Source organism: Streptomyces sp. S.PNR 29 (genome assembly GCF_030386795.1).
Classification (GTDB): domain Bacteria; phylum Actinomycetota; class Actinomycetes; order Streptomycetales; family Streptomycetaceae; genus Streptomyces.
Window position 1 is genome coordinate 704,800 of sequence record NZ_JANUQM010000002.1, and the last position, 15,296, is coordinate 720,095.

Sequence of the window (15,296 nt, forward strand, 5' to 3'; positions counted from 1 at the left end):
GGTGACGACGCCCACTCGGGTGATCGTCACCGGCGTCCGCGTGTCGTTGAGGCACCCTTGACTCGATCATGAACTGTCATGAGCCTGGCACCTGTTCGCTGCTGTGGCGAACCCACGCAAGGGGGGTTCATGAGACGAAGAGCGAGATCGATCCTCGCTGTCGGCGCGCTCCTGATCGGCGGAGCGAGCCTCGCACCCATCGCCCAGGCGCAACCCGGTCGTTCAGCGGCCTTGGACACCGACGAGGTCAAGGTCTTCCGCGCCGAGGTCACCAAGAAGCAGGTACCCCTGCTGCTGGCCGCCGGACAGGACGGCCACGAACTCGGTGAGCAGGTGCCCGAGAAGGGAAAGGCCACCGTCGAGGTCTATCTGACCGAACGACAGGCCGAGAAGCTCAAGAAGCAGGGCGTCGGCCTCACCGAGCACGACATCTCCACCAAGGCCGAGGCGCGCGTCAAGAAGGCGGCCGACGGCGTCTTCCGCCCGTACAGCGGAAAGGGCGGCCTGAAGGAGGAGATCGTCAGGACGGGCCAGGCCCACCCCGACCTCACCAAGGTCGTCTCCATCGGCAAGACGGTCAACGGCCAGGACATCCTCGCCCTGAAGCTGACCAAGGGCGCGAAGAAGTCCAAGGACGGCTCCAAGCCCGCCGTGCTGTACATGTCCAACCAGCACGCGCGCGAGTGGATCACGCCGGAGATGACGAGAAGGCTGCTCCACTACTACGTGGACCGCTACAAGACGGACAAGCGCATCAAGAGGATCGTCGACTCGACCGAGCTGTGGTTCGTCCTGTCGGCCAACCCCGACGGCTACGACTACACCTTCCAGAGCGACGACAACCGCCTGTGGCGGAAGAACCTCCGTGACGTCAACGGCGACGGCGTCATCGGTACCGGTGACGGTGTCGACCTCAACCGCAACTTCGCCTACAAGTGGGGCTACGACGACGAGGGCTCGTCCCCCAACCCCACCAGCCAGACCTACCGCGGCGCGAGTCCGGGCTCCGAGCCGGAGACCAAGGCGCTGGACGCCTTCGAGAAGCGGATCGGCTTCACGTACGGCATCAACTACCACTCCGCCGCCGAACTCCTGCTCTACGGGGTCGGCTGGCAGGTGGCCACCGAGACACCGGACGACGTCCTCTACAAGGCGCTCGCCGGTACGCCGGACAACTCCGCGATCCCCGGCTACCACCCGCAGCTGTCCTCCGAGCTGTACACCACCAACGGCGAGGCGGACGGGCACGCGGCAAACGTCAACGGCATGGCGATGTTCACACCCGAGATGTCGACCTGCCAGACCGCCTCGGACGTCGACCCGGACGACGCGTGGAAGGCGGCCGACTGCCGGTCGATCTTCACCTTCCCGGACGACGAGAAGCTGATCCAGCAGGAGTTCGTCAAGAACATCCCGTTCGCGCTCTCCGTCGCCGAGACCGCCTCCCACCCCGACCGGCCGTCCTCGGCGGTCGGCCTGAGCGCCGCCGACTTCACCCCGGCGCCGTTCTCCACGTCGTACTCCCGCGGCGCCGACCAGGAGGTCTCGGTCGTCGTACGCAAGTCCGTCCGCGACAAGGAGCTCAAGTACCGTGTGAACGGCGGCCGCGTCGAGGACGTGGCCCTCAGGCCCTGGAAGGGCGGCGAGACGTACGGCGGCGAGGACAACCTCCGCTTCGACGAGTACCGGGCCAAGGTCGACGAAGGCGACCCGGGCGACAAGGTCGAGGTGTGGTTCACCGGCGAGACGAAGAGCGGCAGGAAGCTCTCCAGCGAGCACTTCACCTACACCGTGGCCGAGCGCCCCAGGGCGAACACGCTCGTGGTCGCCGAGGAGGGCACGAGCGCCACGCAGGCGCAGAAGTACGTGGACGCGCTCAAGGCGAACGGCCGCAAGGCGATCGTGTGGGACGTGGCGACCCAGGGCGCGCCGGACGCGCTCGGCGTGCTCGGCCATTTCGGCACCGTCGTCCACTACACCGGCGCGAGCGCGCCGGGCGTCAGGACGCAGCTCGAACTGCGCGCCTTCCTCAACGAGGGCGGCAAGCTGATCGAGGCCGGCGAGCTGGCGGGCGGCGACGTCGATCTCGGCGACGGCACTCCGTCCGACGACTTCAGCCAGTACTACCTGGGCGCCTACACCCGGACGTCGACCCCGGGGGCCACCGGCTTCACCGGCTCCGGCAAGCTCGGCGGCTTCACGGGCACGCTCGGTGAGGCGTCCGGCAACGCGCTGGACAAGGCGGGGACGTACAGCGTCACCTCCGACGAGCTGCCCACCGCCACGTACCCGCAGTTCGCGAGCGCGGGCGCGGGCCGGTTCGCGGGGACCGTCAGCCCGTACGGTCCGTACGCGGGCTCCTACATGGCCGCCGCCGTCCACACCGACGACGCCTACAAGCGCCTCACCCGCACCGTCGATCTCACCGGGGTCAGCGCGGCCGACCGGCCCGCGCTGCGGACGCGGCTGCTGTGGGACACCGAGCGCGGCTACGACCACGCGCTGGTCGAGGCGCACACCGCCGGGGCCGACGACTGGACCACGCTCCCGGAGGCCGGCGGCGCCACCGGCACCGCCGTACCGACGGAGTGCGAGGGCGGCTTCTACCTCGGCGAGCACCCCTGGCTGAAGCGCTACCTCACCGCGGCGCCCGGCGGCTGCACCGCGACCGGTACGACCGGGAAGTGGAACAGCCTCACCGGCGCCTCCGGCGGCTGGCGGCAGGTGAGCTTCGACCTGAGCGCGTACGCCGGCAGGACGGTCGAGGTCTCGATCAGCTACGTCACCGACCCGGGCACCGGTGGCCACGGCGTCCTCGCCGACGAGGCCGCGCTTGTCGTCGGCGGCGCGGCGAAGGAGACCGAGGGCTTCGAGACGTCGCTGGGTGCCTGGAAGGTGGCCGGCCCGCCCGCGGGCAGCCCGGCCGTCCTCAAGGACTGGACGCGCACCGGAGCGCTGTTCCAGACCTACGGAGCCGTCACCACCGACGACACCGTGCTGCTGGGCTTCGGCCTGGAGCACCTCCCGTCGGCGGGCGATCGGGCGGCTCTGGTGAAGAAGGCACTGAGCGCCCTGAACGGGTGACGTCCTTGGTCACCATGGACTGACTCTCCGTAGCGCGATCGAGTGATCGGGTCGTGTCGGTCCGGGCGGTCCGTACCCCTACTGGCGGGTACGGACCGCCGTGCCGTGTATGGGGCGTGCTCGATGTCACTGCCGGCGCCCGAGGGAGGTAGGGTCGGGGGTGGTCGGGGACATCCCATACAGCTCGCCGGCATCTAGAGCCGGCGTACCAACGAGGAGATCGGTTCGTGACGATCCGCGTAGGCATCAACGGCTTTGGCCGCATCGGTCGTAACTACTTCCGCGCGCTGCTGGAGCAGGGTGCAGACATCGAGATCGTGGCTGTCAACGACCTGGGTGACACCGCGACCACCGCTCACCTGCTGAAGTACGACACCATCCTGGGCCGCCTGAAGCAGGAGGTCTCGCACACCGCCGACACGATCACCGTCGACGGCAAGACCATCAAGGTCCTCTCCGAGCGCAACCCCGCCGACATCCCGTGGGGTGAGCTGGGCGTCGACATCGTGATCGAGTCGACCGGCATCTTCACCAAGAAGGAAGACGCCGGCAAGCACCTCGCCGGTGGCGCCAAGAAGGTCCTCATCTCGGCTCCGGCCAAGGACGAGGACATCACCATCGTCATGGGCGTCAACCACGACAAGTACGACCCGGCGAACCACCACGTCATCTCCAACGCCTCCTGCACCACCAACTGTGTGGCGCCCATGGCGAAGGTCCTCGACGAGAACTTCGGCATCGTCAAGGGCCTGATGACGACGGTGCACGCGTACACGAACGACCAGCGCATCCTGGACTTCCCGCACAAGGACCTGCGCCGCGCCCGTGCCGCCGCCGAGAACATCATTCCGACCACCACCGGTGCCGCCAAGGCCACCGCCCTGGTCCTGCCGCAGCTCAAGGGCAAGCTGGACGGCATCGCCATGCGCGTGCCGGTCCCGACCGGCTCGGTCACCGACCTGGTCGTCGAGCTCGGCCGCGAGGTCACCAAGGACGAGGTCAACGCCGCCTTCCAGAAGGCCGCCGAGGGCGAGCTGAAGGGTCTCCTCGACTACACCGAGGACCCGATCGTCTCCTCCGACATCGTGAACGCCCCGGCGTCCTGCACCTTCGACTCCTCCCTGACCATGGTCCAGGAGGGCAAGAACGTGAAGGTCATCGGCTGGTACGACAACGAGTGGGGCTACTCCAACCGCCTCGTCGACCTGACGGTCTTCGTCGGCAACCAGCTCTGATCGACTTCAGCAGGCACTTCGGTGTGAGAGCAGGGCTCGGGCGGTGCGCGGACGCACCGTCCGAGCCCTGACTCACGTACAGATCAGCCCTCACCTGATCGATCACGAGCGAACACGAGCGATCAAGCCTCCTCAGGAGCCCCCTCATGAAGACGATCGACGAACTCCTCTCCGAAGGCGTCGCGGGCAAGCGCGTCTTCGTCCGCGCCGACCTCAACGTGCCGCTCGACGGCACCACCATCACCGACGACGGCCGCATCCGCGCCGTGCTGCCCACCGTCAAGGCCCTCGCCGACGCGGGCGCGCGCGTGGTCGTCGCCTCCCACCTGGGCCGCCCCAAGGGCGCGCCGGACCCGGTCTTCTCCCTCGCCCCCGCCGCCTCGCGCCTCGGCGAACTCCTCGGCAGCCCGGTGGCGTTCGCCACCGACACGGTCGGCGAGTCCGCCACGTCCACCGTCACCGGCCTCGACGACGGCCAGGTCGCGGTCATCGAGAACCTGCGCTTCAACCCGGGCGAGACCAGCAAGGACGACGCCGACCGCGCCGCCTTCGCCGACCAGCTCGCCGCCCTGGCCGACATCTACGTGGGCGACGGCTTCGGCGCGGTGCACCGGAGGCACGCCTCGGTCTTCGACCTGCCCAAGCGCCTGCCGCACTACGCCGGCTACCTGATCGCCACCGAGGTCGGCGTCCTGAAGAAGCTCACCGAGGACGTCCAGCGCCCCTACGTCGTCGCCCTGGGCGGCGCCAAGGTGTCCGACAAGCTCGCCGTCATCGACCAGCTGCTCGGCAAGGCCGACCGGCTCCTCATCGGCGGCGGCATGGCGTACACCTTCCTCAAGGCCAAGGGCTACGAGATCGGCAAGTCCCTCCTGCAGGAGGACCAGATCCCGGCCGTCCAGGAGTACATCGAGCGCGCCGAGAAGACCGGCGTCGAGCTGGTCCTGCCGATCGACACGCTGGTCTCCACCGGCTTCCCGGACCTGAAGGCCAAGGCCCCCACCCACCCCACGACCGTCGCCGCGGACGCCATCCCCGCCGACCAGGAGGGTCTGGACATCGGTCCTGAGACCCGCAAGCTGTACGCCTCGAAGCTCGCCGACGCGGCCACCGTCTTCTGGAACGGCCCGATGGGCGTCTTCGAACACCCCGACTACGCCGAGGGCACCAAGGCGGTCGCCCAGGCCCTCGTCGAGTCCAAGGGCTTCACCGTGGTCGGCGGCGGCGACTCCGCCGCGGCCGTGCGCACCCTGGGCTTCGACGAGACGGCATTCGGCCACATCTCGACCGGAGGTGGCGCCTCCCTCGAATACCTTGAGGGCAAGACGCTCCCCGGCCTCGCCGCACTGGAGGACTGACCCAGATGAGCACGCGCACGCCGCTGATGGCGGGCAACTGGAAGATGAACCTCAACCACCTGGAGGCCATCGCCCACGTCCAGAAGCTCGCCTTCGCCCTCGCCGACAAGGACTACGAGGCCGTCGAGGTCGCCGTCCTTCCGCCCTTCACCGACCTGCGCTCCGTGCAGACCCTGGTCGACGGCGACAAGCTCCGGATCAAGTACGGCGCCCAGGACATCTCGGCCCACGACGGCGGTGCCTACACCGGCGAGATCTCGGGCCCGATGCTGGCCAAGCTGAAGTGCACGTACGTGGTGATCGGCCACTCCGAGCGCCGCCAGTACCACAACGAGACCGACGAACTGGTGAACGCCAAGGTCAAGGCCGCCTACAAGCACGGCCTGACCCCGATCCTGTGCGTCGGCGAGGAGCTGGACGTCCGCGAGGCCGGCAACGCCGTCCCGCACACGCTCGCCCAGGTCGAGGGCGGTCTGAAGGATCTCCCGGCCGAGCAGGCCGAGACCATCGTGATCGCCTATGAGCCCGTCTGGGCCATCGGCACCGGCAAGGTCTGCGGGGCCGAGGACGCCCAGGAGGTCTGCGCTGCCATCCGCGGCAAGATCGCCGAGTTGTACTCGCATGACGCCGCCGGCATGGTCCGCATCCAGTACGGCGGTTCGGTCAAGTCCGGCAACGTCGCCGAGATCATGGCCCAGCCCGACATCGACGGCGCCCTGGTCGGCGGCGCCTCGCTGGACGCGGACGAGTTCGTCAAGATCGTGCGGTTCCGCGACCAGTGAGTATGCGGTAGGCGCGATCCGTCGTACCCTTGCGGGGTCCAGCACTGTCTGCTGGGCCCCGTCGTCCATCCGAATCCGAGGAAGTTGGTCCAGCCGTGGTTTTGGGGTTCTCGATCGCCCTGATCGTCTTCAGCCTGCTGCTGATGCTGCTGGTGCTGATGCACAAGGGGAAGGGCGGCGGCCTCTCCGACATGTTCGGTGGCGGCATGCAGTCGTCCGTCGGCGGCTCCTCCGTCGCCGAGCGCAACCTCGACCGGATCACCGTGGTGATCGGTCTGCTGTGGTTCGCGTGCATTGTCGTGCTCGGCATCCTGATGAAGGTGAACAACTGATCAGTGCCGCACACGCGGTGCGCACTTCCGCACGTAAGGCCCCATGTCCGGTGCGCGTTCCTGAGCGCGGCCTATCATGGGGCTTGCGTCTAGATGTGGGGGCTGTAACTCCAATCACTGGACGCGCGTTGGGCCTTACGTAGACTGAGGCGCTCGCAGCGAAGCGAAACGCCGACTCGCTTCGGTGCACCATCACGCAGGGAGTTACGACCGTGGCAAGTGGCAACGCGATCCGAGGAAGCCGGGTCGGGGCGGGGCCGATGGGCGAGGCCGAGCGTGGCGAGTCCGCGCCGCGTCTGCGCGTCTCCTTCTGGTGCTCCAACGGGCACGAGACCCAGCCGAGCTTCGCCAGCGACGCGCAGGTCCCCGACACCTGGGACTGCCCCCGTTGCGGCTTTCCGGCCGGCCAGGACCGGGACAACCCGCCGGACCCGCCGCGCACCGAGCCCTACAAGACGCACCTGGCGTATGTGCGGGAGCGCCGCAGCGACGCGGACGGCGAGGCGATCCTCGCCGAGGCGCTCGCCAAACTGCGGGGCGAGATCTAGGAGTTGAGACCGGCCGGGCATCGAAAGGTGCCTGGCCGGAGCTGTTTCGCGGCTCCGCGCACGGGTCTGCGCACGACGACTCCGGGACCGATTGTCAGTGGTGCCCTCTACGGTTTGTGCATCGGTTCGGACGGCCGAATCGTGAGGGGGGAGTCATGGCGACGGTCGAGGTGGCGGGAGTGCGTGCGCCCGCGTGGCGTGGCGGGTTCGGGCGGCTGTGGAGCGCCGCCGTGCTCTCCGGTTTCGGTGATGCGCTGCGGACGGCCGCGCTGCCCCTGCTGGCCGCGTCGCTGACCGACGAGCCGCTGCTCATCGCGTCCGTCGCCGCCTGCGGCTACCTGCCGTGGATCGTCTTCGGGCTGCTCGGCGGAGCCGTCGCCGACCGCGTGGACCAGCGGCGCGCGATGTGGGCAGTGGACGCGGTACGCGGCCTGCTGGTCGCGGGCTTCGCGGTGGCCGTCGAGCTGGGGCACGCCTCGATCTCCCTGCTGATCGCGCTGGCCTTCGCCCTCACCACCCTGCAGACGCTCTTCGACAACGCCGCGACGGCGTTGCTGCCCGCCCTGGTGGATTCCGACACGCTCGACAGCGCGAACGCGCGCCTGATGACCGGCCAGCGCATCGCCGGTGGTCTGCTGGGCGGGCCGGCCGTGCCGCTGCTGCTGGCGGCGGGGGCCGCCGTGCCGTTCGCCACCGACGCCGTCACCTTCCTGGTGGCCGCCGCGCTGGTGGCCTCGCTGCGCGTCGCCGTGCCCGAGCGGAAGCCGAGGCCGTCGGGCTGCACCCTGCGCCGGGAGATCGCGGACGGACTGCGCGCCCTCGGCCGCGACCGGGTGCTGCGCGGCCTGTGCGCCGCCACGGCGCTGTGCAACATCGGCATGGGCGCCCTCATCGCCACCCTCGTCGTCCTGGTGACCGGCTGGCTGGACGCGGGCAACGCCGGATACGCGGCGGCCGCGACCGCGTACACGGTCGGCAGCCTGGCCGGGGGAGTGGTCAATCGCCGGCTCGCCGCCCGCACCGGGCGGATGCGCGCGGTCCTGCTCGCCGGGTGCACGCAGATCTGCGCGCTCGTCGTCATCGGCTCGGTACGCAGCCTGACCGCGCTGGTGGCAGCCATGGCCGTGTTCGGCTTCATGGGCATGGTGTGGAACGTCAACCAGACGACGCTGATGCAGGAGCGCAGCCCCGCCGGGATGCTGGGCCGGGTCAGCTCGGCCTTCCGCACGCTCGCGGTGGCCGGAGCGCCCCTCGGCGCCCTGCTGGGCGGCGCCGTCGCCACGGCCTGGGGACCGAACACCCCCGCACTGCTCGCGGCGGCCTTCTTCGTCCTGTCCGTCACCGCGCTGATACCGGCGCGCAAGCCGGACGTACCTGTTGTTGCGCCGGACGACGACAGGACGGCGGATCACCTCACCCGCTGATCAATTAGGTTGGGACCGGCAGCGGGGCAGTGAACGCAGCAGGACAGCTGCGACAGCTGGGACAGGTAGGAAAGAGGGCTGAAGTCCGACATGAACGCAGACGGCCGTACCAGACTCAACCAGACGCCCGAGTGGACCGCGCTGGCCAAGCACCGTGAGGAACTCGGCGAGGTGCAGCTGCGCGAGCTGTTCGCCGCCGACCCCGGCCGCGGCTCCGGCCACCGGCTGCAGGTCGGCGACCTGTACGTCGACTACTCCAAGCACCTCGTCACCGACGAGACCCTGCGGTTGCTGCGGGAACTGGCCGCCGCCACCGATGTGTTCGGCCTGAGGGACGCCATGTTCCGCGGCGAGAAGATCAACACGACCGAGCACCGGGCCGTGCTGCACACCGCGCTCAGGGCGCCGCGCGACGCGGTGATCGAGGTCGACGGGGAGAACGTCGTGCCGGCGGTGCACGCCGTGCTCGACAAGATGGCCGACTTCGCGGGGCGGGTCCGCTCCGGCGCGTGGACCGGCCACACCGGCAAGCGGATCAGGAATGTCGTCAACGTCGGCATCGGCGGCTCCGACCTCGGCCCGGCCATGGCGTACGAGGTGCTGCGCAGCTACACCGACCGCGATCTGACAGTCCGCTTCGTCTCCAACGTCGACGGCGCCGACCTGCACGAGGCCACCCGCGATCTGGACGCCGCGGAGACGCTGTTCATCGTCGCCTCCAAGACGTTCACCACCATCGAGACGGTCACGAACGCCACCTCGGCCCGCAACTGGCTGCTGCGGGAGCTGAACGCCGGGCAGGAGGCCGTAGCCAAGCACTTCGTGGCGCTGTCGACGAACGCCGAGAAGGTCGCGGAGTTCGGCATCGACACGGCCAACATGTTCGAGTTCTGGGACTGGGTCGGCGGCCGCTACTCCTACGACTCCGCCATCGGTCTGTCCCTGATGATCGCCATCGGCCCGGACCGGTTCCGGGAGATGCTCGACGGGTTCAGGATCGTCGACGAGCACTTCAGGACCGCGCCCGCCGAGTCCAACGTGCCGTTGCTGCTGGGTCTGTTGGGCATCTGGTACGGCAACTTCCACGGCGCCCAGTCGCACGCCGTGCTGCCCTACAGCCACTACCTGTCCAAGTTCACCGCCTATCTGCAGCAGCTGGACATGGAGTCCAACGGCAAGTACGTCGACCGGGACGGCCGTGCGGTGGAGTGGGAGACCGGGCCGGTGGTGTGGGGCACGCCGGGCACCAACGGGCAGCACGCGTACTACCAACTCATCCACCAGGGAACGAAGTTGATCCCGGCGGACTTCATCGGTTTCGCCGAGCCGGTGGCCGAGCTGAGCGACGAGCTGAAGGCACAGCATGACCTGCTGATGGCCAACTTCTTCGCCCAGACGCAGGCGCTGGCCTTCGGCAAGACGCCGGACGAGGTGCGTGCGGAGGGGGTGCCGGAGGAGCTGGTGCCGCACAAGACGTTCCAGGGCAACCACCCGACGACCACGATCCTGGCGCGCGAGCTGACGCCGTCCGTGCTCGGTCAGCTCGTCGCCCTCTACGAGCACAAGGTGTTCGTGCAGGGCGCGATCTGGAACATCGACTCCTTCGACCAGTGGGGCGTGGAGCTCGGCAAGGTCCTCGCCAAGCGCGTCGAACCCGCCCTCACCGAGGGGGCGGAAGTCGCGGGCCTCGACGCGTCGACGCAGGCCCTGGTCGCCACCTACCGGGAGCTGCGCGGCCGGCGCTGAGCGCGGGGACGGGAAGCGGGCGGTGCGTGACCGGCCGCTTCCCGTAGACTCCCTCGCGATCATGGACACGATCACTCGGGGGAGTGCAAGGTGACTAGTCCACGGCCCAGTTGGACCGGCGGCACGCTGACCGCGCGGACCTTTCTGAAGCCCCATCGTGTGGCGCGTGCGGTGTTCCATCCGACGTGGATCCCGGGCTCGCTCGACCCGACGGTGGACGTGCTCAAGCGCGTGCGGGTCATCGCCGGGGCGGTCGCGGCCCTCGGTGTCTACACCTACGTCGAAGGCGGTTTCGCGTTCGAGGAGATGCTGGACAACGCGGCGACCGCCTCCGTCGTCCTGCTGTTCCTCACTCCGGTCACGGTCGGCGTGATGCTCTACGTCTGGCAACGCTCGGGCGGCGGTACCGCGCGGCAGCTGCGCGAGCCGCTCGTCGCCTCGCTCAAGCTGCTGCTGCTGTTCGTCGGTTCGGTCGTCGCGACGGTCCTGGCCTTCGGGCTGTCGCAGGAGATGGGCACGCTGGTGCGGGTGCTGGTCGGGCTCGCCGGTCTCTGGGCGGTCTGCTTCGTGGGTGCCGGCGCCTTCTTCGTCTCCGGCAACTTTTTCGGCACCGCCGCAGTGCACCGCTGCCTGCCGCCGCTGCTCGCCGCGGTCACCAGCTGGCTGATGGCCCTCTTCGACCTCGTGACGGGCGACCTGCACGGCCTCGGCCTCACGCTGGGGATCGTCTTCATCCTGGGGGCCCCGCTCACGGTCACCGGGATAGCGCTGCTGGAGATGAGGCGGCTGAAGCGGCACTACGGCATCCGGCTGCTCGCCCACCCGGCCACCCTGCCGCGCATCACACCGCCGCCCCCGCCGATGCCTCCGGCGACGCCGCCGTACGTGCCGGCACCGGGGCAGCCCTACGGCAACCCGTACGGCAACCCGTACGGTGTCCCACCCCAGGGCGGCCCCTACGGCCACCCGTACGCACCACCCGGCTCCGGAAACCCGTACGCGCCCCAGCCGCCGTACCACCCGCAGGGCCCCTACGGTCCCTACGGCGGCTGACACGCGGGACGGTGCGGTCAGGCGACCGCGCTCAGGGTGTCCGCGAGCCGGCGGCGTGCCGCACGGCCCGCCGGCAGGGCGGCGAGTGCTGCCGCGCCCAGCACGGCGGCCGTGCCGAGCAGCAGCAGAAGGACGGCGGACGGGCCCTGGGCGATGCCGGCGCCGATGCCGTTCGACCTGCCCTGGGCGTCGATCAGCCAGTGGGCGAGCGGCAGCCCCAGGGCCATGGCGACGAGCACGGCCGCCAGCGCCGTACAGCCGGTGGCCGTGACCGTGATGGCCGTGATCTGCCGTGGGGACAGGCCGATGGCCTTCAGCGCCAGCAGGTCCCGTTCGGACTCGCGGACCGTACCGCCGATCGCGGTCAGCAGTTCGATGAGCCCGATGAGGGCGAGCACGGCGATCAGGCCGAGGACCACTCCCCGGAGCGGCGAGAGCCCGTCGGCCGGGTTCGTGACCGTGTGCACGTCCAGATGACCGCCTCCGGCCGTCGCCAGGCGGTCGGCGACCTCGTGCGGGTCGGCGCCGGGAGCCAGCCGCAGCTGGTAGAGGGTCGGGCGGAGCTGCGGGTCGTTCTCGCGGAGGGTGTCGAGGGAGGTGGAGATGACCCGGCCGGCGTTCTCCGGTTCGATGCTGCGGCCCACGATGTGCAGGATCTGCGGCTGGTCGCCGATGGTCATCCGCACCCAGTCGCCGACGTGCACGTCCAGCAGGTCCAGCAGCCCCTGCCCGGCCACCGCCTCGTCCGGCCCGTCGGCGGTGCGGCCCTCGGCGAGGGCGTACGGGTAGGGATCCTCACGGGTGCCGAGGCCGCGCAGAGCGATGGTGGCGGTCTGGCCCGGGACCAGGGCGGCCACCTCGACGCCCGGGTAGGCGGCGGCGACCTGCGGATCGCGCTCCAGCAGGGTACGGGCCGCCCGGTCGCTCAGACCGGTGTCCGCGCGGACGGCGAGCGCGGCCGGGAGGCCGACCTGCTCGGGCCTGCTGTGGAAGCGGTCGATGGTGGTCCACGCGCTCATCGCCACCACGATCAGCAGCAGCGGCAGTGCGAGCCGCGCGACCGTGGCCAGTGAGCGGGGGCGGCGGGTGAACGCCCTGTGCCAGCCCAGGACCAGCGCGGGCGGCACCCGCACCCCGAGCGCCCGGCGTGCCACCCCCGACAGCCGCCCGCCCAGCGGCGCCGCCGGCCGCGGCACCGGCACCGGAGACACCCGCCCCGCCCGCCACGCCGCGAGCCCGGTGGTCGCCCCGATGAACAGCACCGCGCCCACCGGCACCGCGAACAGCGCCACGGTGTGCCCGGGCAGCCCCTGCCACACGCCGACCGCGTCCCCGAGCCGCCCCGGGATGCGGCCGCCCAGTACCTGGGTGAGCGCGGCGGCGGCCACCGCGCCGAGGAGCGCGTAGGCGAGGTGCTGGAGCAGGAACACGCGGACGACCTGGCCGGGGGTGAAGCCGATCGCCTTCAGCACCGAGATGTCCCGCAGATGGCCGCGGATACGGGTGCCGATCGCCCCGTGCACGGCGAACCCGGCGGCGACCAGCGCACCCAGCCCGAACAGGCCCAGCACCTGGCCGAGCAGCCGGTTGTCGCCCTGTGCCTCGGCGCGTGCCTGCTGCCAGGTCGAGACCTCGCCGATCGCGCCCGCGCCCAGCACGGTCACCGCGCGCTGGACGGCGTAGTCCGTGTCCCCGGGGTCGGTCAGCCGCAGCCCGATCACCTGAGCGTCCGGGGCGCGCACGGCGGACGGCAGCGCCCACACCAGCCCCGGCTGCTCACCCGGCCGGTAGCGTGGCTCGGCGCTGTCGGCGACGCCCAGGACGGTCAGCCTGCGTGCGGTGCCGGGCAGGGTGAGCTTGTCGCCGGGCTCGGCCAGCAGGGCGCGGGCCAGACGGCTCTCCAGGACCACGCCGTCGGGTGTCGCCGGGTCCAGCCAGCGCCCGGAGGTGAGCAGCGGACGGCCCACGGAGGGCCGCTGCGTGGTGCCGCGCAGTTCCACGGAGGCGCGGGTGCCCCGTGAGGCGACGGTGGCGGAGGCGGTGGGGTAGGGGCCCGCGACGGAGTCGACGCCCTCCAGCGTGGTCAGCTTCCCGGTGTCGGTGGAGGGGGCGGTGTGCAGCCACACGTGGGCGCCGTGGGACTGGGTGAAGACGCGTTGCCAGGGGTTGGTCGCGTACCCGAAGAGCGCGGTGGCCAGCAGCAGCGACACGACGATGCCCGCGGTGGCGAGGACGAGGAACAGCGCCTCGCCGCGGTGCGTCCGCAGATCGGAGTGCGCCCAGCGCAGGGTGGCTCGCACGGGCGTCAGCCCCTCGGTACGCGACGGTCGTACATCCGCATGTCAGTCCTTGAGCTCCAGCACACCGGACGTTCCGGAGCGGCGCGACGGTGTGCCGCCGTCCAGCTCCGCGTCGTCCACGATCCGCCCGTCGAAGAAGCTGATCACCCGGTCCGCCGCGCTGGCCAGCCGCGCGTCATGGGTGACCAGCAGGATCGTCTGGCCGCGCTGGTGGAAGCGGGACAGCAGCCGCATCACCTCGCGGGTGCCCTTGCTGTCCAGGCTGCCCGCGGGCTCGTCGGCCAGCAGCAGCGGCGGATGGTTGACCAGGGCCCGGGCCAGCGCGACCCGCTGCTGCTCACCGCCGGACAGCTCGCCCGGCATGCTGCGCTCCTTGCCCGCGAGCCCCAGTTCCGCCAGCAGCTCCTCCCGCTCGGCGCGCGCCCGCTTCGGCGGCACCCCGGCGAGCAGGGCGGGCAGCTCGACGTTGTCGGCGACGGACAGGTTCGACACCAGGTTGAAGAACTGGAAGACGATCCCGATGCGCTTGCGCCGCTCCACGGCCCAGCGCGCCTCGCTGTAGGCGTCCGTGCACTCACCGTCCAGCCAGATGCTGCCGGCGTCCGGCCGCTGGAGCCCGCCGAGCAGGTGCAGCAGAGTCGACTTGCCCGCACCGGACGGCCCGGTGATCGCCACGAACTCACCCGGCGTCACCCGCAGATCGACCCCGCGCACGGCATGGGCGGGTGCGCCCTCGCCGTGGTGCGTCTTCACCAGCCCCTCGGCGCGCAGCACAGGAGCGGGACGGTCGTCGCTCACTCCAGCTCCTCCAGCTCTTCCTGGCACCGCTCCAGCCAGTCGAGGTCGGCCTGCAGGTGCAGCATCGCGCCCTCGATCAGCAGGTGGGCGATGCGGTTGTCCCGGTCTTCGGCGGCGGCCAGTTTCGACAGTTGACGCATGGTGTTCAGGTACTGGCGCCGCTGCTTGTTGATGAGGGCGATCTGGTCGGCGAGACCGGTCTGCGGGGCGAGCGCCAGCTTCATGAAGAACTCGTCCCGCACCCGAGGCTCGTCCTCGGGCTCCTCGAACCAGGCGCGCAGCGCCTGACGCCCGGCGTCGGTGAGGTGGTAGACCTTCTTGTTGGGCCGGCTCGACTGCTCGACGTCCTCGCCCTCGATCAGTCCGGACTTCTCGAGGCGGCCGAGGGTCACATAGATCTGGCCGACGTTCGGCTGAGGGTACGCGGAGCCCAGCAGTTGCTCAAGGTCCTGCTTGAGCTCGTAGCCGTGGGCCGGGCCACGGGCGAGCAGGGCCAGGAGGGGCAGCCGCACTCGTGCTCTCCTCCTCGCATCCTTGTAATGTGCCGCAGGCCCTAGTATCGCCCATACCTAACAGGTATACATGGCCTCTGACTCCGGGCAAGGGTGCCCGGTGCCGGTGTACAGGGAGGAACCT

12 protein-coding genes are annotated in these 15,296 nt (G+C 70.4%); 9 read left to right on the forward strand and 3 right to left on the reverse strand.

All coding sequences use genetic code 11. From position 1 onward, the window contains the following. Nucleotides 1-129 precede the first annotated feature (129 nt). The 9 genes from NW895_RS07860 (at nucleotide 130) to NW895_RS07900 (ending at nucleotide 11,562) form a co-directional block, all read left to right on the forward strand. Complete coding sequence (locus tag NW895_RS07860) at nucleotides 130-3,084, forward strand: M14 family metallopeptidase (protein ID WP_289934600.1); 2,955 nt, start codon at nucleotides 130-132, stop codon at nucleotides 3,082-3,084. A 227-nt stretch (nucleotides 3,085-3,311) separates the two neighbouring features. Then, nucleotides 3,312-4,319: a type I glyceraldehyde-3-phosphate dehydrogenase gene (gene gap / locus NW895_RS07865; RefSeq protein WP_289934601.1), complete on the forward strand. Its 1,008-nt coding sequence runs from the start codon at nucleotides 3,312-3,314 to the stop codon at nucleotides 4,317-4,319. A 146-nt stretch (nucleotides 4,320-4,465) separates the two neighbouring features. Further along, entirely contained in the window at nucleotides 4,466-5,677 is a 1,212-nt protein-coding gene (locus NW895_RS07870) for a phosphoglycerate kinase (protein WP_289934602.1), read from the forward strand. Nucleotides 5,678-5,682: 5 nt separating this feature from the next. Continuing rightward, entirely contained in the window at nucleotides 5,683-6,459 is a 777-nt protein-coding gene (gene tpiA / locus NW895_RS07875; protein WP_289934603.1) for a triose-phosphate isomerase, read from the forward strand. 95 nt (nucleotides 6,460-6,554) lie between these two features. After that, the gene (secG, locus tag NW895_RS07880) at nucleotides 6,555-6,791 is read left to right on the forward strand and encodes a preprotein translocase subunit SecG (RefSeq protein ID WP_094052663.1); all 237 of its coding nucleotides are present in this window, start codon (nucleotides 6,555-6,557) and stop codon (nucleotides 6,789-6,791) included. 212 nt (nucleotides 6,792-7,003) lie between these two features. Next, nucleotides 7,004-7,339, forward strand: coding sequence for an RNA polymerase-binding protein RbpA (locus NW895_RS07885; RefSeq protein WP_078066843.1), 336 nt, complete (start codon nucleotides 7,004-7,006; stop codon nucleotides 7,337-7,339). Nucleotides 7,340-7,494: 155 nt separating this feature from the next. After that, entirely contained in the window at nucleotides 7,495-8,763 is a 1,269-nt protein-coding gene (locus tag NW895_RS07890) for an MFS transporter (protein ID WP_289934604.1), read from the forward strand. A gap of 90 nt (nucleotides 8,764-8,853) precedes the next feature. Next, the gene (gene pgi, locus NW895_RS07895; protein WP_289934605.1) at nucleotides 8,854-10,509 is read left to right on the forward strand and encodes a glucose-6-phosphate isomerase; all 1,656 of its coding nucleotides are present in this window, start codon (nucleotides 8,854-8,856) and stop codon (nucleotides 10,507-10,509) included. A 90-nt stretch (nucleotides 10,510-10,599) separates the two neighbouring features. Continuing rightward, nucleotides 10,600-11,562 carry a proline-rich domain-containing protein gene (locus tag NW895_RS07900; RefSeq protein WP_289934606.1) on the forward strand — a complete coding sequence of 321 codons (963 nt, stop codon included), beginning with the start codon at nucleotides 10,600-10,602 and terminating at the stop codon, nucleotides 11,560-11,562. Nucleotides 11,563-11,579: 17 nt separating this feature from the next. Here the strand turns inward: NW895_RS07900 and NW895_RS07905 are convergent, their stop codons facing one another. Genes NW895_RS07905 through NW895_RS07915 form a run of 3 tightly spaced genes read right to left on the reverse strand, consistent with a single transcriptional unit; the run spans nucleotide 11,580 to nucleotide 15,172 of the window. Beyond that, nucleotides 11,580-13,862, reverse strand: coding sequence for an FtsX-like permease family protein (locus tag NW895_RS07905; RefSeq protein WP_289934607.1), 2,283 nt, complete (start codon nucleotides 13,860-13,862; stop codon nucleotides 11,580-11,582). Between the two features lie 42 nt (nucleotides 13,863-13,904). Then, nucleotides 13,905-14,660, reverse strand: a complete 756-nt coding sequence (locus tag NW895_RS07910; protein ID WP_289934608.1) for an ABC transporter ATP-binding protein — start codon at nucleotides 14,658-14,660, stop codon at nucleotides 13,905-13,907. Further along, nucleotides 14,657-15,172: a PadR family transcriptional regulator gene (locus NW895_RS07915; protein ID WP_289934609.1), complete on the reverse strand. Its 516-nt coding sequence runs from the start codon at nucleotides 15,170-15,172 to the stop codon at nucleotides 14,657-14,659. Before NW895_RS07915 ends, NW895_RS07910 begins: the two co-directional genes overlap by 4 nt. Nucleotides 15,173-15,296: the final 124 nt, after the last annotated feature.